This window comes from Streptomyces sp. NPDC001443 (genome assembly GCF_053597355.1).
The window spans coordinates 40,610-61,710 of record NZ_JBSFIA010000031.1; the positions used below are offsets into that span (position 1 = coordinate 40,610).

20 protein-coding genes are annotated in these 21,101 nt (G+C 70.7%); 8 read left to right on the plus strand and 12 right to left on the minus strand.

The features are described 5' to 3' along the window. Positions 1–181: 181 nt before the first annotated feature. The 5 genes from ACWC24_RS28185 to ACWC24_RS28205 form a co-directional block, all read right to left on the minus strand. On the minus strand, positions 182–1,153 hold the full coding sequence (locus ACWC24_RS28185) for an SCO1860 family LAETG-anchored protein (RefSeq protein ID WP_450665692.1): 972 nt from the start codon (positions 1,151–1,153) through the stop codon (positions 182–184). A gap of 304 nt (positions 1,154–1,457) precedes the next feature. After that, entirely contained in the window at positions 1,458–2,555 is a 1,098-nt protein-coding gene (locus tag ACWC24_RS28190) for an amidohydrolase family protein (RefSeq protein WP_450665693.1), read from the minus strand. A 21-nt stretch (positions 2,556–2,576) separates the two neighbouring features. Continuing rightward, positions 2,577–3,368, minus strand: a complete 792-nt coding sequence (locus ACWC24_RS28195) for an amino acid ABC transporter ATP-binding protein (protein WP_450665694.1) — start codon at positions 3,366–3,368, stop codon at positions 2,577–2,579. Next, on the minus strand, positions 3,365–4,198 hold the full coding sequence (locus ACWC24_RS28200) for an amino acid ABC transporter permease (RefSeq protein ID WP_450665695.1): 834 nt from the start codon (positions 4,196–4,198) through the stop codon (positions 3,365–3,367). Before ACWC24_RS28200 ends, ACWC24_RS28195 begins: the two co-directional genes overlap by 4 nt. Continuing rightward, entirely contained in the window at positions 4,195–5,046 is an 852-nt protein-coding gene (locus ACWC24_RS28205; RefSeq protein ID WP_450665696.1) for a transporter substrate-binding domain-containing protein, read from the minus strand. Before ACWC24_RS28205 ends, ACWC24_RS28200 begins: the two co-directional genes overlap by 4 nt. Positions 5,047–5,280: 234 nt before the next feature. Between ACWC24_RS28205 and ACWC24_RS28210 the strand changes: the two genes are divergently transcribed. From ACWC24_RS28210 to thpD, 5 genes are all read left to right on the plus strand, one after another. Further along, complete coding sequence (locus ACWC24_RS28210) at positions 5,281–6,381, plus strand: pyridoxal-phosphate-dependent aminotransferase family protein (RefSeq protein ID WP_450665697.1); 1,101 nt, start codon at positions 5,281–5,283, stop codon at positions 6,379–6,381. A 392-nt stretch (positions 6,382–6,773) separates the two neighbouring features. After that, a complete protein-coding gene (gene ectA / locus ACWC24_RS28215; protein WP_450665698.1) occupies positions 6,774–7,289 on the plus strand; it encodes a diaminobutyrate acetyltransferase in 516 nt (171 codons plus the stop codon). 58 nt (positions 7,290–7,347) lie between these two features. Next, complete coding sequence (gene ectB, locus ACWC24_RS28220; RefSeq protein ID WP_450665699.1) at positions 7,348–8,619, plus strand: diaminobutyrate--2-oxoglutarate transaminase; 1,272 nt, start codon at positions 7,348–7,350, stop codon at positions 8,617–8,619. 21 nt (positions 8,620–8,640) lie between these two features. Then, on the plus strand, positions 8,641–9,045 hold the full coding sequence (locus tag ACWC24_RS28225) for an ectoine synthase (protein ID WP_450665700.1): 405 nt from the start codon (positions 8,641–8,643) through the stop codon (positions 9,043–9,045). A 5-nt stretch (positions 9,046–9,050) separates the two neighbouring features. Then, the gene (gene thpD, locus ACWC24_RS28230) at positions 9,051–9,938 is read left to right on the plus strand and encodes an ectoine hydroxylase (protein ID WP_450665701.1); all 888 of its coding nucleotides are present in this window, start codon (positions 9,051–9,053) and stop codon (positions 9,936–9,938) included. Between the two features lie 77 nt (positions 9,939–10,015). On the opposite strand, the gene ACWC24_RS28235 is transcribed toward thpD, so the two are convergent. The 4 genes from ACWC24_RS28235 to ACWC24_RS28250 form a co-directional block, all read right to left on the minus strand. Then, positions 10,016–11,068, minus strand: coding sequence for an aminotransferase class V-fold PLP-dependent enzyme (locus ACWC24_RS28235; protein ID WP_450665702.1), 1,053 nt, complete (start codon positions 11,066–11,068; stop codon positions 10,016–10,018). A gap of 98 nt (positions 11,069–11,166) precedes the next feature. Further along, a complete protein-coding gene (locus ACWC24_RS28240; RefSeq protein WP_450665703.1) occupies positions 11,167–11,892 on the minus strand; it encodes a DsbA family oxidoreductase in 726 nt (241 codons plus the stop codon). 149 nt (positions 11,893–12,041) lie between these two features. Next, positions 12,042–12,650 (minus strand): DUF1349 domain-containing protein, encoded by a 609-nt coding sequence (locus tag ACWC24_RS28245; RefSeq protein ID WP_450665704.1) that lies wholly within the window; start codon positions 12,648–12,650, stop codon positions 12,042–12,044. Positions 12,651–12,835: 185 nt separating this feature from the next. Further along, positions 12,836–14,365 carry an aldehyde dehydrogenase (NADP(+)) gene (locus tag ACWC24_RS28250; RefSeq protein ID WP_450665705.1) on the minus strand — a complete coding sequence of 510 codons (1,530 nt, stop codon included), beginning with the start codon at positions 14,363–14,365 and terminating at the stop codon, positions 12,836–12,838. Positions 14,366–14,508: 143 nt separating this feature from the next. Here ACWC24_RS28250 and ACWC24_RS28255 point away from each other — a divergent pair, with 143 nt between their 5' ends. From ACWC24_RS28255 to ACWC24_RS28265, 3 genes are all read left to right on the plus strand, one after another. After that, complete coding sequence (locus ACWC24_RS28255; RefSeq protein ID WP_152892745.1) at positions 14,509–15,282, plus strand: IclR family transcriptional regulator; 774 nt, start codon at positions 14,509–14,511, stop codon at positions 15,280–15,282. Between the two features lie 5 nt (positions 15,283–15,287). Then, positions 15,288–15,755, plus strand: a complete 468-nt coding sequence (locus ACWC24_RS28260) for a GNAT family N-acetyltransferase (protein WP_450665706.1) — start codon at positions 15,288–15,290, stop codon at positions 15,753–15,755. Between the two features lie 126 nt (positions 15,756–15,881). Further along, positions 15,882–17,336: a peptidoglycan D,D-transpeptidase FtsI family protein gene (locus tag ACWC24_RS28265; RefSeq protein ID WP_450665764.1), complete on the plus strand. Its 1,455-nt coding sequence runs from the start codon at positions 15,882–15,884 to the stop codon at positions 17,334–17,336. A 43-nt stretch (positions 17,337–17,379) separates the two neighbouring features. Here ACWC24_RS28265 and ACWC24_RS28270 read toward each other — a convergent pair whose 3' ends face one another. The 3 genes from ACWC24_RS28270 to ACWC24_RS28280 form a co-directional block, all read right to left on the minus strand. Further along, on the minus strand, positions 17,380–18,831 hold the full coding sequence (locus tag ACWC24_RS28270; RefSeq protein ID WP_450665707.1) for an NCS2 family permease: 1,452 nt from the start codon (positions 18,829–18,831) through the stop codon (positions 17,380–17,382). A gap of 217 nt (positions 18,832–19,048) precedes the next feature. Beyond that, entirely contained in the window at positions 19,049–19,846 is a 798-nt protein-coding gene (locus ACWC24_RS28275) for an HAD family acid phosphatase (RefSeq protein WP_450665708.1), read from the minus strand. Between the two features lie 112 nt (positions 19,847–19,958). Continuing rightward, positions 19,959–21,071: a right-handed parallel beta-helix repeat-containing protein gene (locus ACWC24_RS28280; RefSeq protein ID WP_450665709.1), complete on the minus strand. Its 1,113-nt coding sequence runs from the start codon at positions 21,069–21,071 to the stop codon at positions 19,959–19,961. Positions 21,072–21,101: the final 30 nt, after the last annotated feature.

Below are 21,101 nucleotides of genomic sequence, written 5' to 3' on the forward strand. Positions count from 1 at the left end.
GATGGGAGCTTCGCACCCGGCCGGGGCGGGGCGGGGGATTCCTCCCGGCCCCCGCCCCGCCCCCTGCCTCCTCCCGTCCCCCGGGGGAGGCAGTTCCGACCCCCCGTTCCCCGGTGAGGCGGCCCCGCCCCTTCCGGGGTGGTCAGCCCCGGCGCGGGCGGCACCGCCCCTTCCGGAGTGGTCAGCCCCGGCGTCGGGACAGCGCCACCGCTCCCCCGCCCGCCACCAGGAGTGCGGCCGCGCCGCCCACCAGGTACGGGGTCACCGAACTCCCGCCGGTCTGGGCCAGGTCGGCCTGCGCGGGCGCGCCCTTGGTCGTCACGTCGGAGGTGCCCTGCCCGGCGGCCGCCGCGGGCGCGGAGGACTCCGGCGCGGCGGACCCGGCCGACTCGGAGGCGGGCTCGGCCTCCTCGGCCTCCTCGGCGGCCTCGGGGGCCTCACAGGCCGCCTTCGCGAGACTCAGGGTGCCCTTGACCTCGGCCACGTTCAGCTTCAACGGGTTGATGGACACGGTGAGTTCGAGCGCGGTCGCGGCCGCCGTGCGGGAGGTGGTCTCGCGCTTCGACAGGTCCAGGCGCACCTCGCCGACGCCGGGCACCTTGACGTCCGTGGGCCCGCCGGCGGTCAGCCTGGTCCGCTTGCCGAGGACGGTGACCGCGCCCAGGACGTTCGCCGAGGCGACCGGCGTCTCCCCGGCCTCGCAGGTCGCCTTCGAGGTGATGCCGTCGACCTCGATGACGGACAGCAGGGGCAGGCCGGGCACGTGCAGCCGGACATGGGCGAGCTCGGTGAAGCCCTCCGCCTTGTCGTCGGTGACCGTCGCCTTCGCCGTCGCCACGTCGGCGCTCAGCACGCTGAACGGCTTGCCGCCGTCGACGCCGTCGAGGCGGGCGCTGAGCGCGGTCCGCTGCGCGTGCTGCCGCTTCGACGCCTCGACCTCGTTGAGCGAGACCGCGAGGGGGACGCCCGCGGACTTGTTCAGCAGGGCCACGTCGAGTCCGGTGCGCAGGACGGCGGCGCTCGCACGGCCCTGGCCTCCGGTCGCGTGGGCGGTGTCCGCCGCGACGAGGGCCGCGGGACCGGCGGCCAGGGACGTGGCCGCGGCGACGGCGGCGAGACGGCGTGCGGGCATGCGGAAGTGGTTGCCGTTCAAGGCGTGGGACCCCCAGAAGTGACGTGCTCGGGACCCGGCAAGGATTACGCACCAAGGGTGAACGGGCGGCCATCTCGGGGCACTTCACTCCATCGTGGGATTTCCGTGCACTTTTTCGAATCTTGCGGCACGGACGTTCCACCCGGTCACCCTCATGCCTCACGCCTCGTGCGCACGGACCGCCGGACCGCGCGCACGAGGGGGCGCAACGACCCACCGCCCCGGCCGGTCACGCGTCGTCAACCGGATGCATCGCGAGGGGGGCGCGAGCCCGGGTGTGCCGAAGTGGCGGCCGCCGAGGTGTTCAGCCGACGACGTGTCCGTTCAGCACCACCCGCTGCGGAGCGGCCAGCACCCGTACGTCCGCCCGCGGGTCCGTCTCGTACACCACCAGGTCCGCCGGCGCCCCCTCCGTGAGGCCGGGGCGGCCCAGCCAGCCGCGCGCGCCCCAGGCGGTGGCCGAGAGCGCCTCGACCGCGGGGAGGCCGGCCGTCACCAGTTCCGCGACCTCCGCGGCCACCAGGCCGTGCGCGAGGCTGCCCCCGGCGTCGGTGCCGACGTACACCGGGACGCCGGCGTCGTAGGCGGCGCGCACGGTGTCGTAGCGGCGTTCGTGCAGCCGCCGCATATGGGCCGACCAGCGCGGGTACTTGCGCTCGCCGCCCGCGGCGAGCTGCGGGAAGGTCGCGATGTTGACGAGGGTCGGGACGATCGCGACGCCGCGTTCCGCGAACAGGGGGATCAGGTCCTCCGTCAGGCCGGTGGCGTGTTCGATGCAGTCGATACCGGCCTCGACGAGGTCGCGCAGGGAGTCCTCGGCGAAGCAGTGGGCGGTGACCCGGGCGCCCAGCCGGTGGGCCCGCGCGATCGCCGCCTCGACCGCCTCGCGCGGCCAGCAGGCCGACAGGTCGCCGAGGTCGCGGTCGATCCAGTCGCCGACCAGCTTGACCCAGCCGTCGCCGCGCCGGGCCTCCCGGTCGACGTAGGCGACCAGTTCGTCCGGCTCGATCTCGTGCGCGTAGCCGCGGATGTAGCGCCGGGTGCGGGCGATGTGCCGGCCGGCCCGGACGATCTTCGGGAGGTCCTCGCGGTCGTCGACCCAGCGGGTGTCGGAGGGCGAACCCGCGTCCCGGATCAGCAGGGTGCCCGCCTCCCTGTCGGTCAGCGCCTGCTTCTCCGCGACGTCCGCGTCGACCGGGCCGTGCGCGCCGAGGCCCACATGGCAGTGCGCGTCGACGAGGCCCGGCAGGACCCAGCCCTCGACGGTACGGACGTCGCGGGCGCCGGCGGGACGGTCGTAGGAAATCCGTCCGCCGACCACCCACAGCTCGTCCCGGACGTCGGTGTCGTCCGGGCCGACGAGCACCCGACCCTTCACGTGCAGCACCGCGTGATCGCTCATGCACCGCACCTTAGTGAGGCGTCAGGACGGTCCGCCCACCTGGTCCGAGGTCTCCTCCTCCACCTCGGCCATGGCGGGGTCGAGGAGGCGGGAGAGGAAGTGGCGGGTGCGTTCGTGGCGCGGTCTGCCGATGACCTCGGCCGGGCGGCCCTCCTCGACGATCACCCCGCCGTCCATGAAGACGACCCGGTCGGCGACCTCGCGCGCGAAGGTCATCTCGTGGGTGACGACCATCATCGTCATGCCCTCGTCCGCGAGCATGCGCATGACGGCGAGGACGTCCCCCACCAGCTCCGGGTCGAGTGCCGAGGTCGGCTCGTCGAAGAGCATCACCTCGGGCCCCATCGCGAGGGCGCGGGCGATGGCGACGCGCTGCTGCTGGCCGCCGGAGAGGGCGGCCGGATAGGCGTCGGCCTTCTCCGCGAGACCCACCCGGGCGAGGTTCTCGGCGGCGGTCCGGGCCGCCTCCGCCTTGCCCCGGCCGAGCACCCGGCGTTGCGGCAGCGTGAGGTTCTCGGTCACCGACAGATGGGGGAAGAGGTTGAACTGCTGGAACACCATGCCGATACGGCGGCGTACGGCGTCGATGTCGACGTCGGGGTGCGTGACCTCGGTACCGCCGACGAACACCTGGCCCTTGCTCGGCTCCTCCAGGAGGTTCACGCAGCGCAGCAGGGTCGACTTGCCGGAGCCGGACGGGCCGATGACACAGACGACCTCGCCCTGGCCGATCTCCAGATCGATACCGCGCAGGACCTGGTTGTCGCCGAAGGACTTGTGCAGGTCCTTCACCTGGATCTCGGGTGCGCTCACTTGGCGACCTCCCCCGACTTCGCTTCGAGACGGCGTACGGCGAAACCGAGCGGGATCGTGACGAGCAGGTAGCACAGGCCCGCGACCAGGATCGGTGTGGAGTTGGCGGTCGTGCTGGCCAGGTCGCGGCCGTACTTGGACAGCTCCCGCTCCTCCAGGGTGACACCGAGGAACAGCACCAGCGAGGAGTCCTTGAAGAGGGTCACGAGTTCGTTGGTGAGCGGCGGGAGAATGATCCGGAACGCCTGCGGGACGATGATCGAGACCATGGCCCGGGCGTGCGAGAAGCCCAGCGAGCGGGCCGCCTCCATCTGCCCCCTGGGCACGGCCTGGATGCCCGCGCGGAACGTCTCGGCCATGTACGCGGCCCCCACCAGGCCGAGCGCGATGGCGACCTTGCCGTACGTCCCGCCCGGGATCTCCGTGCCCGGGAACGCGAGCGGCACCGCGACACCCACGAAGATGAAGATCAGCAGGGCGGGCAGACCGCGGAAGACCTCGATGTAGACACCGGCGGCCCAGCGGTAGGGACCCACCGACGACAGCCGCATCAGGGCGATGACGATGCCCAGCACGAGCCCGACGACGAAGCCGAACGTGGTGTACAGGACGGTGTTCTTCAGCGCCAGCGTGATGACGTCCGGGAACATCTGCCTGACCAGGTCCCACTGGAGGAACTGGTTCTTCAGCCGGCCCCAGTCCGCCGCGACCGCGAAGGCGATCACGGCGGCCACGAAGACGACGTACTGCGCGCCGCGCGAGATCCGGCGCTTCTGGCGCCGGCTCAGGCCGGTCCTGCGGGGCTGGAGGGGTGTCTCGGCACCGCTCATGAGGCGGACGGGGAGGCGGCGGACGCCTCGTACGGGCCGATCCACTTCTCGTAGAGCTTCTTGTAGGTGCCGTCGGCCTTGGCGTCCGCGATCGCCTTGTTGATGGCGGCGAGGAGCTTGGTGTTGCCCTTCTTCACCGTGAAGCCGTACTGCTCACCGGTGTTGAGGTTGTCGACCACCTTGAAGTCCTCGCCGTTGGCCAGGTCCTTCAGCCAGCCCTGGACGACCGGGTAGTCGATGATGACGGCCTGCACCTGGCCGGTGCGCAACCCGTTGAGGACCGCGTCGGAGGACTCGAAGGAGATCGGGTCGAAGCCCTGCTTCTTCGCGTACTCCTCGCCGGTGGTCTGCGCCTGGGCGCCGAGCTTCCTGCCCTTCGCCTTGACGTCGGCGAGCGAGGTGATGCCGCTCTTCCTGTCGACCAGGACGGCCTGGGTGGCGTCGAAGTACGGGTCGGAGAAGTCGACGTTCTTCTTGCGCTCCTCGGTGATCGTCATACCGGCGGCGGCGAGGTCGCACTGCTCGGAGTTGAGGAACGCGCCCGTCTTGAAGTTCTCGAACGGCGTGTCGACGATCGCCTGCTTCACGCCGAGGTTCTTGGCGACGAGGTCGATCATCGACACGTCGAAGCCCTGCACCTTGCCGTCGATCTCCGACTGGAAGGGCGGGTACGGCAGGTGGGTGCAGGTGGTGAGCTGCCCGGCCTTGACGAGTTCGACCCCGCCGGCCGCCGTCTTCGAGGCGCCGGAGCCGCTGCCGCCGGAGGAGCATCCGGCCGCGAGCACCAGTCCGGCCGTCGCCGCGGTGGCGGCCAGGACGCGGGCCCGGCGTCCGAGAGGGGTGTTCACGGGGTGACCTCCTGAAGGGGTCCATGGGGGGTATGGGGGGCTGTGAGTGAGCTGTGGGTTCCGATTATAAGGAGATGTTTGAGTTACCCAAATCAAACCGATGGCCAAGCGGCCGTACAGCCTAAGAAGTCGCCGATCGTCGAGGGACGGCGTTCGCCGGATACCCTCGTCAGCGTCGACCACTCGTGAGCGGTCGGCCACCCGTGAGTGACAGAGAGCGAAGAGAGCACCGCCGTGACCCACCCGTTCCTCGACCTGCCCCCGCTGAGCGCCGCACGCTTCGCCTCGATCGAGGACCGGGTGGCCCGGCTCCTCGGCACCCGCCAGGACGTCGTGATCATGCAGGGCGAGGCGCTGCTGCCGCTGGAGGGCGCGATCCGCGGGACCGCCGGTCCCGGCACGACGGCGCTGAACGTGATCACCGGCCCGTACGGGCAGACCTTCGGCGACTGGCTGCGCGACTGCGGGGCGAAGGTGATCGACCTGGCCGTGCCCTTCCACACGGCCGTCACCGCCGACCAGGTGCGCGCGGCCCTCGCCGAGCACCCGGAGATCGACTTCGTGTCGCTGGTGCACGCCGAGGCGGCGACCGGCAACACCAACCCGGTCGCGGAGATCGGCGAAGCGGTACGGGCCCACGGCGCCCTGTTCTACCTGGACGCCGTCGCCTCCGTCGGGGCCGAGCCGGTGCTGCCGGACGCCTGGGGCGTCGACCTGTGCGTGATCGGCGCGCAGAAGGCGATGGGCGGTCCGGCCGGCGTGTCGGCGGTGTCGGTGAGCGAGCGGGCCTGGGCCCGGATGGCCGCCAACCCCGGGGCGCCGCGCCGGTCGTACCTGTCGCTGCTGGACTGGAAGCAGCGCTGGGTCGACGGCGGCCGCAAGGCGCTGCTGCACGCGCCGGCCCAGCTGGAGATGCTGGCGCTGGAGGCGTGCGTGGAGCGGATCGAGACGGTGGGCCTGGACACGGTGATGGCCCGGCACCGCAGCGCCGCGCTGGCCACCCGGGCGGGGGCGGTGGCGCTGGGCGGCGGTCTGGAGCCGTACGTGTACGAGGAGCGGGACGCGGCGCCGGTCGCCACGACGCTGCGGACGACCTCGGGCGTGGTGGCGTCGGAGCTGGTGGCGCGGGCACTGGCGGCCGACCCCGCGCTGCCGCTGGCCGCGGGCGGGGGCGCGCTGGCGAAGGAGATGATCCGGGTCAACCACTACGGGGCCGACGCGACGCCGGAGGCCGTGCGCGCGAGCCTGGCGGCCCTGGGCGCCGCACTGGCCGAGCAGGGCCTGGCCGTGGACCCCGAGGCGGCCCGGCAGGCCGTGGAGAACGCCTGGCGCTAGGACCTGTCCGGCGGATCCAGCCGCAGGGCTCACCGCCTGACAATTCCGAATTCGCGGCCATTCGAAAATCCCCGGATCCGATCCCTGGATCCGGGGATTTTTGGAATTCAGATCCCGGGCAGCTCCCCGCATTCTCCTGCCCGCCGATCACGTAGGTAAACGCAAAGATTTCGAGTGCATCCGGGCGGGTGTTCAGCGGGGATTCCGTGAAGGCGACACTCGTGTGACCCGTTCCACAGGGCGCCCGATTTGCGGCTTTTCTGGCGCTTAAAACCGTACATTCCGCACACCTCTTCCCTCCTGTGCGCCCCCGCGCGATAACACGGCACGAGCTCGGAAGTAAGCCCGGCCAGCCATGCATTTTTCAATTTCCATCGGTAAATTGAATTTGCATGACCGCCGCACAAGCAGACCTGCTCATCGACCGCCCGTCGGTGTCGGACGGGGCCGATCTCTGGCGTATCGCCAAGGACTCCGGGACACTCGACCTGAACTCCTCCTACAGCTATCTGCTGTGGTGCCGCGACTTCGCCGGGACATCGGCGGTGGCACGCGGAGGGGACGGGCGGCCCGTCGGGTTCGTCACCGGGTACGTCCGGCCCGAGCGCCCGCACACCCTGCTCGTCTGGCAGGTGGCGGTCGACCGTGCCCACCGCGGCCGCGGCCTCGCCGCCGCACTGCTCGACGGGCTGACCGCCCGGATCTCCGCCGAGCACCCGCTCACCTGCGTCGAGACCACCATCACGCCGGACAACACCGCCTCCGAGCGCCTGTTCACCTCGTACGCGGCCCGGCACGGGGCGGGTGTCACCCGTGAGGTGCTGTTCGCCGCGGACCACTTCCCGGACGGTCCGCACGCGCCCGAAGTCCTTTACCGCATCGGCCCGTTGACCCACCCGTCGTACTGACACCCGTCGCACCGAGATCCGTCGCACCGACACCCGTCGCACCGAGGAGCGTTTCGCCGTGACCATCACCCAGCCCGACCTGAGCGTCTTCGAGACCCTGGAGTCCGAGGTGCGCAGCTACTGCCGCGGCTGGCCGGTCGTCTTCGACCGCGCGCAGGGCAGCCACATGTACGACGAGGACGGCCGCCGTCACCTCGACTTCTTCGCCGGCGCCGGATCACTCAACTACGGCCACAACAACCCCGTACTCAAACGGGCGTTGATCGACTATCTGCTGCGCGACGGGGTCACCCACGGGCTCGACATGTCGACCGTCGCCAAGCGGTCGTTCCTGCGGACCTTCCAGGACCTGGTGCTGCGCCCGCGCGACCTGCCGTACAAGGTCATGTTCCCGGGGCCGACCGGCACCAACGCCGTCGAGTCCGCGCTGAAGCTGGCGCGCAAGGTGAAGGGCCGCGAGGCCATCGTGTCCTTCACCAACGCCTTCCACGGGATGTCGCTCGGGTCGCTCGCCGTGACCGGCAACGCGTTCAAGCGGGCGGGCGCCGGCATACCGCTGGTGCACGGCACGCCCATGCCGTTCGACAACTACTTCGACGGCCGGGTGCCGGACTTCCTGTGGTTCGAGCGGCTGCTGGAGGACCAGGGCTCCGGTCTGGACAAGCCCGCCGCCGTGATCGTGGAGACCGTGCAGGGCGAGGGCGGCATCAACGTCGCCCGCCCGGAGTGGCTGCGCGCGCTCGCCGCGCTGTGCGAGCGCCAGGACATGCTGCTGATCGTCGACGACATCCAGATGGGGTGCGGACGCACCGGGGCCTTCTTCTCCTTCGAGGAGGCCGGGATCACCCCCGACATCGTCACCGTCTCGAAGTCCATCAGCGGCTACGGGATGCCGATGTCGCTGTGCCTGTTCAAGCCGGAACTCGACGTGTGGGAGCCCGGCGAGCACAACGGCACCTTCCGCGGCAACAACCCGGCGTTCGTGACGGCGACGGCCGCGCTGGAGACGTACTGGGCCGACGGGGCCGCCATGGAGAAGCAGACCCGCACCCGCGGCGAACAGGTGGAGCAGGCGCTCGTCTCGATCACCGAGGAGAACCTCGCCGACGTCCGCGAGTACCGGGGCCGGGGACTCGTGTGGGGCCTGGAGTTCCACGACAAGGGCCGCGCCGAGCGGGTCGCCCGGCGGGCCTTCGAACTCGGGCTGCTCATCGAGACGTCCGGCCCGGAGGGCGAGGTGGTGAAGCTGCTGCCCGCCCTCACCGTCACCCCCGAGGAACTCGACGAGGGCCTGCGCGTCCTGGCCCGCGCCGTCCGGGAAACCGTCTGACGAGGAGGAGACACACCACTCATGATCGTCCGATCGTTCAAGGACATCGAAGGAACCGACCGGCACATCAGGTCGAAGTCCGGCACCTGGGAGAGCAAGCGGATCGTCCTCGCCGAGGAACGGGTCGGCTTCTCGGTGCACGAGACCATCCTGTACGCCGGGACCGAGACGTCGATGTGGTACGCCAACCACATCGAGGCCGTCGTCTGCACCAGGGGCGAGGCCGAGCTGACCGACCACGAGGCCGACCGGACCTACACGATCACGCCCGGCACCATGTACCTCCTCGACGGCCACGAGCGGCACACGCTGCGCGTCAAGGAGGACTTCCACTGCGTCTGCGTGTTCAACCCGCCCGTCACGGGCCGGGAGGACCACGACGAGAACGGTGTGTACCCCCTGCTCACCGAGCCCGAGGATGCGTGACGTCCATGACCGTGATCACCGACCTGTACCCCAGCCGCGGCACGAGCGAGGTCGCCGTCCCGCGCCAGGACCCGGTCGTCTGGGGCGCCCCGGACACCCCGGGACCGGTCCCGACGGCCGACCTCCAGGCCTACGAGCGCGACGGCTTCCTCACCGTCGACCGGCTCGTCGGCGATGACGAGGTGGCCGTCTACCGGCAGGAGCTGGAGCGGCTGGTCGCCGACCCGGCCGTGCGCGCCGACCCGCGCTCCGTCAGGGAGCCGAACTCCGGGGAGATCCGGTCCGTCTTCGAGGTCCACCGCATCAGCGAGGTCTTCGCGCGGCTCGTCCGCGACGAGCGCGTGGTCGGCCGGGCCCGGCAGATCCTCGGCTCGGACGTCTACGTCCACCAGTCCCGCATCAACGTCAAACCGGGGTTCGGGGCCGGCGGCTTCTACTGGCACTCCGACTTCGAGACCTGGCACGCCGAGGACGGTCTGCCGAACATGCGCACGGTGTCCGTCTCGATCGCGCTGACCGAGAACCACGACACCAACGGCGGCCTCATGATCATGCCGGGCTCGCACCGCACGTTCCTCGGCTGCGCGGGGGCCACCCCGCGGGACAACTACAAGAAGTCCCTCCAGATGCAGGACGCGGGCACCCCGTCGGACGAGGCTCTGACCTCGCTGGCGGACCGGCACGGCATCCGGCTGTTCACGGGCCGGGCCGGTTCGGCGACCTGGTTCGACTGCAACTGCATGCACGGCTCCGGCGACAACATCACGCCGTTCCCGCGCAGCAACGTCTTCATCGTGTTCAACAGCGTGGAGAACGCCGCGGTGGAACCGTTCGCGGCTCCGGTACGACGGCCCGAGTACATCGGGGCGCGGGACTTCACGCCGGTCCGGTGAGCCACCTCCTGCGGGAGCCCGGCCCGGGGCTCGGGGCGCCGACGTGGCGTCCCGAGCCCCGGGCCGGTTCCGGAGGTTCAGCCGGACAGGACGTCCAGCAGCCGGTCCACATCCGCGGTGGTGTTGTACAGGTGGAAGGACGCTCGCAGGTTGCCCGCGCGGTCGGACACCTCGATGCCCGCGCGGCTCAACTCGCCTTGCATGTGGCCCAGTCCGGGCACGGACACGATGGCCGAGCCGGGGGCTGGCAGCGGTTCGCGGCCGAGTGAGGCGAGACCCGCGCGGAAGCGGTCGGCGAGGGCGAGGTCATGGGCGTGCACGGCGTCCACGCCGAGCTCCTCGACGAGGGCCAGCGACCGGCGCAGTCCCGCGTAGCTGAACAGGGCGGGGCTGACGTCGAACCGGCGGGCGGAGTGGGCGAGTTCGGCGACCGGGCCGTAGCAGCTGTCCCAGGGCCGCTCCCCCGCGACCCAGCCGGCCAGCAGCGGGGTGAGTCCGCCGAAGTCCTCCGGCACGACGAGGAACGCCGCCCCGTGCGGACCGAGCAGCCACTTGAAGCAGATGGAGACGCTGTAGTCGAAGTCGTCGGCGGCCAGCGGGAGCCAGCCGGCGGCCTGGGACCAGTCGACGCAGGTGCGTGCCCCGTGTGTCCGGGCCGCCTCGGCGACCGCGCCCAGGTCGGCGATCCGCCCGTCGGCGGACTGGGCGGCGCTGACCGCGACGAGCGCGGTGCCCGGACGGACGGACTCGGCGAGCCGCTCCAGCGGCACGGCTCGCACCTTGAGGTCGCCGCGGACGTGGAAGGGGTTCACCACGGAGGCAAAGTCGTCCTCGGCGGTGAGCACCTCGGCGCCGGCCGGCAGCGAGGCGGCGACCAGCGCGGTGTGCGCGGCGACCGAAGGTCCGGCGGCCACCCGGGTGACCGGGACACCGGCCAGCCGGGCGAACGCGGCCCGGGACTCCTCCACGTCCGTGTGCAGCGAGGTCAGCGGTCTGCCCTCGGCCCGGACGCGGGCCGCCTCGGCCAGGGCGGCCACGGTGCGGGCCGGGAGCAGCCCGCTGCTCGCGGTGTTGAGGAAGGTGTTCTTCGGTTCGAACTCGGCCCGGACGACGCTCTCGAAGTTCTCCATGGGACCACTCTGCGGTCCCGTGAAGTCACCGTCCATTGCGCGTTCTTGGACGGTTCCGCCAACGAACGCTTATGGATGGGCCCCGAGCTGGGCTTTCGTCACTGCGGCAGCGCGCACCCGTCGGGTCCGCAGGCCTGTGCGTCGTCGGTGTCGGCGGCGCCGCCGACCGGCTTCAGCACCGGACGCTCGCCCCACGCCTGGGCCAGCGCCTGGGTGAAGACCTCCGCGGGCTGGGCGCCGGAGACCCCGTAGGTGCGGTCGAGGACGAAGAACGGTACGCCGTTCGCGCCGAGCTCGGCGGCCTCGCGCGAGTCGGCGCGGACCTCGTCGGCGTAGCGGTCCGGGTCCGCCAGCACCTCGCGGGCCGCGTCGCCGTCCAGTCCGGCCTCGACGGCCAGCTCGACCAGCCGCTCGTCGCCCTCGGAGTACACGGAGCGCTCCTCGGCGAAGTTGGCCCGGTACAGGATCTGGAGCAGTTCGTCCTGGCGTCCCTGCTCCTTGGCGAAGTGCAGCAGCCGGTGCATGTCGAAGGTGCTGCCGTGGTCGCGGTCCCGGGTGCGGTACGCCAGTCCCTCGGCGGCGGCCTGGGTGCCGAGGTTGTCCTCCCCGGCCTGGGCCTGGGCCTGGCTCATGCCGTACTTCTTGGTGAGCATCGTGAGCACGTCCACGGTGTCGCCCTTGGCGCGTCCGGGGTCCAGCTCGAAGGAGCGGTGCACGACCTCGACCTGGTCACGGTGCGGGAAGGCCGCGAGCGCCTTCTCGAAACGGGCTTTTCCGACATAACACCACGGGCAGGCGATGTCGCTCCAGATCTCGACGCGCATGTCTTCGGCTCTCTCCGGGTCGTACGGGTACGGAGACTCCCTCCGCCGAATGCGTGAACGTTCAAACAGCCCACGCTATTCCCGCACGCCCCGGACGGCCGGATTCCGGCTGCCCGGATCCCCGGACGGCCGGACTGCCGGAACCGGACTCAGCTGCCGTCCCGCAGGTCGTCCGGCCAGGCGGGCCGGAACTCGATGTGGTCGTAGGTGACGACACAGCCCTCCCCTATCGGAGACTGCGACATGAAGCCGACCAGGGCGGCACCCGTCTCCTTCTCCCCGCCGAGGGTGAACAGCCGGACGAAGGTCCAGCGCTTGCCGTCCCGGGAGGCGTGGAAGGCGAAGGCGCGGCCGGTCCTGCTCACCCGCAGCCAGACCGAACTGCCTTCCACAGTGAAGGAGTTGGCGTCGTCGGAGTGCCCCTGGGTGACCACCGTGCACACGGTGGGCACGTCCGGGGAGTACTCCAGGCAGAGCTTGGCCCAGGCCCGCTCGCCGACGTGGACGTAGAGCACCCCGGCGTCGAAGGCCGCGGCGAAGCCCACCGTGACCCGGGCGATCAGCTGGAAGTCGCCCTCGGGCGCGCCCAGCAGCCGGGGTGCGTCGGTGGCGGGATCGAGCGCCTCGCCGGTGGGCGACACGAACCGGTCCTGCCGGGGTCCGGCCCATCCGCTGAGCATTCCGTCCTCGTAGGCCCAGTGCCCGTCGGGGCCGTAGGTGCGCAAGGAGAAAGGGAGTTCGGGGAGTTCGACGTCCATCGGCGGATTCTCTCAGGTACTCCGGAGGAACCGGAGGGGGGTTCCGGCTCCGTGCCGGCGGGCGGCCGTGCGGCGAGGGCCGGACGGCCGCCGAGGGGGCACGCGGTCCCCCTCGGCGGCCGTGCGGGACCTGGAAAAACTGGAGAAACTAGAGAAACTGGAGAACCCGAAAAAAGGGGACCCCGTTACCGCTCCAGCCGTCCGTCGAAGCGGCGCGGCAGCCCCAGCGGGTTGTCGTCCTTCAGCTCCGGCGGCAGCAGTGCCTCCGGCGCGTTCTGGTAGGCGACGGGCCGCAGCCAGCGCTCGATCGCCGTGCCGCCGACCGACGTCGACGTCGAGGTCGTCGCCGGGTACGGGCCGCCGTGGTGCTGGGCGGGCGCCACCGCGACCCCGGTCGGCCAGCCGTTGACCAGGACGCGACCGGCGAGCGGGGTCAGTTCGGCGAGGATCTCCGCGCCGCGCCCCTCGCCCGCCGCCTCGCCCTCGGAAAGCTGGACCGTCGCGGTCAGGTTGCCCGGCAGCCGCGACAGCACTCCGCGCACCTCGGCGTCGTCCTCGTAGCGGGCCACCACGGTGACCGGTCCGAAGCACTCCTCCAGCAGCAGGTCGTACTCGCCCTCGGCGGTCAGCCTGCCCGCCGGTACGGTCAGGAAGCCCGCGCTCACCGTGTGCTCGCCGCCCGCGCCGGGGGTCACCGGGGAGTCCACGTCCGCCAGCCCGGCCCGCTCGGCCACCCCGGCGATGAAGTTGTCGCGCATCCGGTGGTCGAGGAGGACCCCGGCCTCGGTGGCGCTGACGGCGTCGGTGAGGGACTTGACCAGTCCGTCGCCCGCCGCGCCGGCCGGCACCAGCACCAGCCCCGGCTTCACGCAGAACTGCCCGACGCCGAGCGTCATGGACCCGGCGAGCCCGGCCCCGATGGCCTCGGCGCGCTCCGCGGCCGCGGCCTCGGTCACCACGACCGGGTTCAGCGAGCCGAGCTCGCCGTGGAACGGGATCGGCACCGGCCGGGCGGCCGCCGCGTCGAACAGCGCGCGCCCGCCCCGGACCGAACCGGTGAAGCCCGCGGCGGACACCAGCGGGTGCTCGATGAGCTCGACGCCGGCCTCGAAGCCGTGCACCAGGCCCAGCACACCGTCCGGGATGCCGTGCTCCGCGGCGGCCCGGCGGACCACCTTGGCGACCAGTTCGGACAGCGCCGGGTGGTCGGGGTGGGCCTTGACCACGACCGGGCAGCCCGCGCCCAGCGCACTCGCGGTGTCGCCGCCCGCGACGGAGAAGGCGAAGGGGAAGTTGGACGCCGAGTAGACGGCGACGACGCCCAGCGGCACCTTGTAGCGGCGCAGGTCCGGGATCGGCGGGGTGGCGGTGTCGTCGGGGTGGTTGATGACCACGTCGAGGAAGGCGCCCTCGTCGACGATGTCCGCGAAGGCCCGCAGCTGGAAGCAGGTGCGGGCGAGTTCCCCGGTCAGCCGGACCGGGCCGAGCGCGCTCTCGGCGTCGGCGGCCTCGACGAGCTGGTCCCGGGCCGCCTCCAGGTGCGCGGCGGCGGCGCGCAGGAAGGCCGCGCGTACGGTGCGGTCGGCGAGCGCGCCGCGCGCGTCGTGTGCCGCGCGGACGGCCGCGTCCACCTCCTGGGCCGTGGCCGCCACCGCAACCTGTTCACGCTGCTTCCCGGTTCGGGGGTCGACACTCCAGACTGGTGCTGCTGCCACCGCGGGTCCCTCCACATCGAATGCCGCATGCAATGCCGCAGTTTGTACGTCATCCACCAGGGCGTTCGATATACTGAACACCGTCTCGGATGATGAATATGCTGTCGGAGACTATTTCCCGTCGAACGAAGGGGTCAAGGGCGATGTCGGCAGGCGAGACGGGGGGCGGAGCGCAGGTCAAGTCCGCGGTGCGGACGGTTGAGCTGCTGGAATACTTCGCCGGACGGCCCGGTATGCACTCCCTCGCGTCGGTCCAGGAGGCCGTCGGCTACCCCAAGTCCAGCCTGTACATGCTGCTGCGCACGCTGGTGGAACTGGGCTGGGTGGAGACGGACGCGACGGGCACGCGGTACGGCATCGGGGTGCGCGCGCTGCTCGTCGGCACCTCCTACATCGACGGCGACGAGGTGGTCGCGGCGGCCCGCCCGACCCTGGACCGGCTCTCGGACGACACCACCGAGACCATCCACCTGGCCCGCCTGGACGGCACGAACGTCGTCTACCTCGCCACCCGTCAGTCCCAGCACTACCTGCGCCCCTTCACCCGGGTCGGCCGCCGGCTGCCCGCCCACTCCACCTCCCTGGGCAAGGCGTTGCTGAGCACGTACACGGACGAGCAGGTCCGCAAGCTGCTGCCCGAGTCGCTCCCGGCGCTGACCGAGCACACGATCACGGACCGTGAGAAGCTGATCGAGGAACTGCACCAGGTCCGGGAGCAGGGCTTCGCCGTGGACCGGGAGGAGAACACCCTCGGCCTGCGCTGTTTCGGCGTCGCCATCCCCTACCGCACCCCGGCCCGGGACGCGATCAGCTGCTCGGTCCCGGTGGCCCGGCTCACCCCGGCCCACGAGCAGCTCGTGAAGGACGCCCTGTTCGACGCCCGCGACCGGCTGACGCTCGCCACCCGGAGGCTCTGACCACGATGGAAGTCGCCCTGCGCAAGGTGCACGACAGCGATCTGGCGGTCTTCTACCGGCAGTTGAACGACCCCGAGTCACTGCGGATGGCCGCGTTCACGCCGGAGGACCCCGCCGACCGCGACGGCTTCGACGCCCGCTGGAAGCAGATCCGGGCCACCGCCCTGGTCCGTACGGTCCTGGTCGACGGGGACGTCGTCGGCAACGCCGCGGTGTACGGCGAACCGGGCGAGCGCGAGGTGACGTACTGGGTGGACCGCGCCTACTGGGGGCGCGGGATCGCCACGGCCGCGCTGCGGATCCTGCTCGCCGAGGTCGGCGAGCGCCCGCTGTACGCGCGAGCCGCGGCCGACAACGAGGGGTCGCTGCGGGTCCTGCGCAAGTGCGGCTTCCGCGACAGCGTCCGGGCCACCGGTTTCGCCCACGCGCGCGGCGAGGAGATCGCCGAGATCGTGCTGACGCTGCGCGACTGAGGCGGCCGACGCGACCGACGCGACTGCCACAACCGTCGTAACCGTCGTAATGGCGCATGAACGTACGATGAGAAAACCGGGCGGATGGGAACGATTCCCCTCCGCCCGTTCGTCTGCCTGGGCGGGATGAACAAGACGATCAGGCGGGCGTCGGTCTTCGCGCTGCTCCTCGTGTTCGCTCTGCTGGTCAGGGCGACGTGGGTGCAGTTCTACGAGGGCCGGGCACTCGCGGACGACAAGGACAACCGGCGCAACGCGATCACGACGTACGCGGATCCGCTCGGGAACATCGTCGTGGCCGGTGAGGCGATCACCGGCTCGGCACGGACGAAGGACGGCGATCTCCGCTACCGACGCACCTACACGGACGGCGAGCTGTACGCGGCGGTGACCGGCTACGCCTCGCAGAGCTATGCGCCGACCCAGCTCGAGGGCGTCTACCAGGACCTCCTCAACGGCACGGACGACCGCCTGCGGACCGTCATGGACACCGTCACCGACAAGCGCGCGGATCCCGGGAACGTGATCACGACGATCGACCCCGCCGTGCAGAAGGCGGCGTACCGGGCGCTCGGCGACAACAAGGGCGCGGCCGTCGCGATCGACCCGAGGACCGGCCGGATCCTGGCGGTCGTCTCGACCCCGTCGTACGACCCCTCGTCGCTCACGGACGCCAACACCGCGGGGACGGCGTGGCAGCGGCTCACCGCCGACGCCGACAAGCCGCTGACCAACCGGGCGCTGCGCCAGCCGCTGCCGCCGGGCTCGACCTTCAAGCTGGTGGTGGCGGCCGCCGCGCTGGAGAACGGTCTGTACACGTCGGTGGACCAGCACACGGACAGCCCCGCCCCGTACACCCTGCCCGGGACCAGCACGCCCCTGAGGAACGAGAACGCCTCGGCGCCGTGCGCGGACGCCTCGATCCGGGTCGCGTTGCAGTACTCCTGCAACAACGTCTTCGGGCACATGGCCGTGCAGCTCGGACAGGACAAGGTGCGGGCCATGGCGGAGAAGTTCGGCTTCGACGACGACAGCCAGGACGTCCCGGTCCGGGCCTACGCCAGCGTGTACCCGTCCGGCATGGACAAGGCGCAGACGGCCCTGTCGGGCATCGGCCAGTTCGAGGTCACCGCGACGCCGCTCCAGATGGCCATGGTGTCTGCGGCCATCGCCAACGACGGCAAGCTGGTCTCGCCGCACATGGTCGCGCAGATCACCGACGGCGGCGGCGACGTGCTGGAGAACTACGACGACGAGGCGACCGGCACCCAGGTCGTCAGCTCCGCCACCGCCAAGCAGCTCCGGTCGGCGATGCGGACGGTCGTCGAGCAGGGCACCGGCACGAACGCGCTGATCGACGGGGTGACCGTGGGCGGCAAGACGGGCACGGCCCAGCACGGCGAGAACAACAGCAAGACGCCGTACGCCTGGTTCACCTCGTACGGCACGTCCGACTCGACCGGCGAGGAGGTCGCCGTGGCGGTCGTGGTCGAGCAGTCGGACGCGGCCCGCTCCGAGGTCAGCGGCAACGGGCTGGCCGCGCCGGTGGCCAGGGCGATGATGAAGGCGGCGCTCGAGTAGCGACCGGGCGGGGGGCGGTCCTTCCGGACCGCCCCCCCGGGTCCTACTTGACCCCGAGGAGCTGCTCCACGGGGTCGATCGCGAAGTACACCAGGAACAGCGCCGAGACGGCCCACAGCAGCCAGTTGACCTCCTTGGCCTTGCCCAGCACCGTCTTGATGACGACGTAGGCGAGGAAACCGGCGCCGATGCCGTCGGTGATGGAGTACGTGAACGGCATCGCGACGATGGTCAGGAACGCCGGGATCGCGATCTCGAACCTGTCCCAGTCGATGTGCTTGACGTGGGTCATCATCAGGAACCCGACCGCGATCAGCGCGGGCGCCGCGGCCTGGAGCGGGACGATGGTCAGCAGCGGGGTGAGGAAGAGCGCGAGACCGAACAGGCCGCCGGTGACCAGGTTGGCGAAGCCGGTGCGGGCGCCCTCGCCGACGCCGGCCGCGGACTCGATGTAGGCGGTGTTGGAGGAGGCGGAGCCCAGCCCGCCCGCGACGGCGGCGGCGCCGTCGATGAACAGCACCCGGCCGATGCCCGGGACCTGCCCCTGCTCGTCGAGCAGCCCGGCCTCGGCGCTGATGCCGACGATGGTGCCCATGGCGTCGAAGAAGTCCGACAGGACCAGGGTGAAGACCAGCAGGACCGCGGTGAGCGCACCGGCCTCGGCGAAGCCGCCGAACAGGCTGAAGTGACCGACGAGCCCGAAGTCCGGGCTGGCGACGATCTTGTCCGGCACCTTCGGGGTGGTGAGCCCCCAGCTCTTGATGTCGGCGACGGCGTCGATGACGATCGCGACGACGGTCATGGTCACGATGCTGATGAGGATGGCGCCCTTCACCTTGCGCGCGACCAGCGCGATGGTGAGCAGCACACCGAGACAGAAGACCAGGACGGGCCAGCCGGTGAGCCGGCCGACGGCGCCGAGCTGCACGGGGACGGTGGTGTTCGCCGCGTCCGGGATGCGGCTGACGAACCCGGCGTCCACGAAGCCGATGAACGCGATGAACAGACCGATGCCGACGCCGATCGCCTGCTTGAGCTGCTGCGGGATCGCGTTCATGATCGCTTCCCGGAGGCCGGTGAGCACCAGGACGCAGATCAGGAGGCCTTCGAGGACGACGAGTCCCATCGCGTCGTCCCAGCTCATCAGCGGGGCGATCTGGAAGGCGACGACGGCGTTGAGGCCGAGCCCTGCGGCGATGGCGAGCGGGAGGTTGCCGCCCACGCCCATGATGACGGTCATGACGCACGCCACCAGCGCGGTGGCGGTGACCAGTTGGCCGGTGTCGAGCGTGTGCCCGAACTTGTCCTTGGCGCTGCCGAGGATGATGGGGTTCAGGACGAGGATGTACGCCATGGTGAAGAAGGTGGCGAATCCGCCGCGTATCTCCCGGCCGACGGTGGAGCCTCTGGCGGATATCTTGAAGAACCCGTCGACCCCGCCTGCCGCCGGTGGTGCGGCACTTGGCCGGTTGTCGACCTTTTGCGCTTCGGACATGGCGATTCCCCTCGTTCCCTGCGTGCTCGGTGCGCGGATGCTGGCTGGATTGTTCCCCTCTCTCAGCACTTTCAGGTTTTCTTCGTGTTACGGAATCCGCATCCCGCTGGGGGATTCCCGGCGGTCCCGCCCGACCCGAAGGGCCCCCTCCCCCGCCCTCACGGGCCGGGAAGGGGGCCCCTTCCGCTGTTCGCGGCGAACGTCCCCCGCTGCGGGGTCAGCTGACGAAGTACGTCGGGTTCGGCAGCTTGTACGTGCGGTCGGCGTAGCCGCCGTCCAGGTCGGAGTACTGGTCGCCGAAGTTGGCGACGATGTCGTACCCGAGGCTCTCGATGTGCTTGCGGGTGCCGGACTTGTACTGCACGGTCGTGCAGGTCCAGGTGCCCGGGGTGGCGCAGGCGGCGAGGTAGGCCGGCGGGTTCGCCTTGTCCTTGAGGAACATGTGGCCGGCGTCGAGGTTCACGTCGGCGCCGATCTTCTTCAGGTTCGCGACGGCGGCGGTGCGCTGTGCCTCGCTCAGACCCGAGTTGTAGAAGACCTCGACGCCCTTGGCGTGGGCGTAGCGCACGAGCTCCGCGCTGCCGAAGACGCCCGGGCGGTCGGCCTTGTCGACGTACTCCGCCCAAGTGGTGCCGTTGTACGTGTAGTTGTAGCGCTTCTCGTAGTCGAGGCTGAGCAGCAGCGTGTCGTCGATGTCGAAGACGACCGCGGGCTTCTTGCCCTTGTGGTGCGCCGCCTTGTGGGCGGCCTGATCGATCTGCTTGCGCGCGGCGGCGTCGATCCGGGCGAGGTCCTTGGCGTACGGGCTGTCCGGGGACGCCTGGTACACACCGGCGCTGTCGGTCGTGATGCCGTAGTAGGTGTCGATGTCCTTCACCAGGAGCCCGATGTTGTACGGCTCACGGGTGGAGTTGGCGGTGGACTGGCCGGCCGTGGCGGCACCGGCGCCGTACAGGGCGGCACCGGTGACGGCACACGCCGCGGCGAGCGCCGCGAGACGAAGTGGCTTATGCATGACACGAGTTCTACGCGCGTCATCCGGGCGGGCGCGAGACCCGTTGCCCGATCGATACCTCCCGCACGGGCAAAAAACGGGTCAAGCGCCCCGGATTGGTCGGCCCCTGGCGTCAGTCCATGGTCGCGCCGATGGTGCTGCTGCCCGTGGTCAGGAACGTCGTCGCGGGCAACGCACCGCTCGACTGGCGGGAGTTGTACGTGGTCGTGGCGTCCGTCGACTTGAAGGACGGGGTGCTGATGCCGCTGTCCCAGTTGTTGCCGGCCGAGACCACCGAGGAGCCCTTGGAGACCGAGCCGCTGCCGTTGCTCACGGCCAGGTTCTTGCCGAGGCGGGCGGCGCTGGTGGCGAAGTAGTAGCCCCAGTTGCCGTTGGCGTACGCGGTGGTGCGGTTGATGACGATGGCGCCGGTGTTGGAGTTCTCGGTGAAGCCGTTGCCCGCGTTGCCCCAGGCTGCCGAGTTGTTGACGACATGGGCGACCACCTCGCCGTCACCGCCCAGCTTGTAGCCGTTGCCGTCGCCGGCGAAGGACGAGTCGGACCAGCGGTTGACGCCGTTGCCGAAGGACCAGGTGTGCTCGACGGTTACGGGCGAGGAGAAGGACCAGAAGTCGATCCCGTCATCCGAGTTGTTGTAGAGGCGGGCGCCGGTGACGAGGTTGCCGGTGCCGGAGCCGAACTTGATGGCGACGCCGTCGGCGTTCTCGCCGTGGTTGGCGGCGTCGTAGTTGCCGTAGCTGTCGAGGTACTTGACGGTGTTGTTGACCGTGCCGTCGCCGGTGAGGGTGAAGCCGGAGTCGCCGCCGTTGATGGTCTTGATGTTGGTCCAGTTGGTGCCGGTGCAGGACTGGCAGACGACCGCGCTGTCCGGGGAGTTCTGGAAGGTGATGTTGGAGACGTTCCAGTAGTCGGCGGTCAGCTTGAAGATCCAGTCGCCGTCCGGGAGCGAGGAGCCGTCGATCTTGACGGTCTCCGAGCCGTAGGCGGTCAGCGTGACCGGCGAGGAGGAGGTGCCGTTGACCGTGGACTGGAGGGTGGCCGTCGGGTAGTAGGTGCCGCCGCGGACCTGGATGACGGTGCCCGCGGTGGCGTTCTTGATGGCGCTGGTCAGGTCGGTCACGTTGCTGACGACCACGGTCGCGGCCTGGGCCTGGGTGGGCAGGATCGCGAGGCCCGACCCTAAGGCCAGGGCGGCGGTGAGGGTGAGAGCGGTACGACGGGACATGGAGTGGGGGTCCTTTCGTCATGCGACTGT

What these genes read in the sequence shown, in the direction of transcription:
- ACWC24_RS28240 (WP_450665703.1), bottom strand. Translation starts at nt 11,892, where the DNA reads ATGCGCGTCGAGATCTGGAGCGACATCGCCTGCCCGTGGTGTTATGTC.
- thpD (WP_450665701.1), top strand. Translation starts at nt 9,051, where the DNA reads ATGACCGTGATCACCGACCTGTACCCCAGCCGCGGCACGAGCGAGGTC.
- ACWC24_RS28260 (WP_450665706.1), top strand. Translation starts at nt 15,288, where the DNA reads ATGGAAGTCGCCCTGCGCAAGGTGCACGACAGCGATCTGGCGGTCTTC.
- ACWC24_RS28235 (WP_450665702.1), bottom strand. Translation starts at nt 11,068, where the DNA reads ATGGAGAACTTCGAGAGCGTCGTCCGGGCCGAGTTCGAACCGAAGAAC.
- ectA (WP_450665698.1), top strand. Translation starts at nt 6,774, where the DNA reads ATGACCGCCGCACAAGCAGACCTGCTCATCGACCGCCCGTCGGTGTCG.
- ACWC24_RS28280 (WP_450665709.1), bottom strand. Translation starts at nt 21,071, where the DNA reads ATGTCCCGTCGTACCGCTCTCACCCTCACCGCCGCCCTGGCCTTAGGG.
- ACWC24_RS28255 (WP_152892745.1), top strand. Translation starts at nt 14,509, where the DNA reads ATGTCGGCAGGCGAGACGGGGGGCGGAGCGCAGGTCAAGTCCGCGGTG.
- ACWC24_RS28190 (WP_450665693.1), bottom strand. Translation starts at nt 2,555, where the DNA reads ATGAGCGATCACGCGGTGCTGCACGTGAAGGGTCGGGTGCTCGTCGGC.
- ACWC24_RS28275 (WP_450665708.1), bottom strand. Translation starts at nt 19,846, where the DNA reads ATGCATAAGCCACTTCGTCTCGCGGCGCTCGCCGCGGCGTGTGCCGTC.
- ACWC24_RS28200 (WP_450665695.1), bottom strand. Translation starts at nt 4,198, where the DNA reads ATGAGCGGTGCCGAGACACCCCTCCAGCCCCGCAGGACCGGCCTGAGC.
- ACWC24_RS28225 (WP_450665700.1), top strand. Translation starts at nt 8,641, where the DNA reads ATGATCGTCCGATCGTTCAAGGACATCGAAGGAACCGACCGGCACATC.
- ACWC24_RS28245 (WP_450665704.1), bottom strand. Translation starts at nt 12,650, where the DNA reads ATGGACGTCGAACTCCCCGAACTCCCTTTCTCCTTGCGCACCTACGGC.
- ACWC24_RS28265 (WP_450665764.1), top strand. Translation starts at nt 15,882, where the DNA reads ATGAACAAGACGATCAGGCGGGCGTCGGTCTTCGCGCTGCTCCTCGTG.
- ACWC24_RS28270 (WP_450665707.1), bottom strand. Translation starts at nt 18,831, where the DNA reads ATGTCCGAAGCGCAAAAGGTCGACAACCGGCCAAGTGCCGCACCACCG.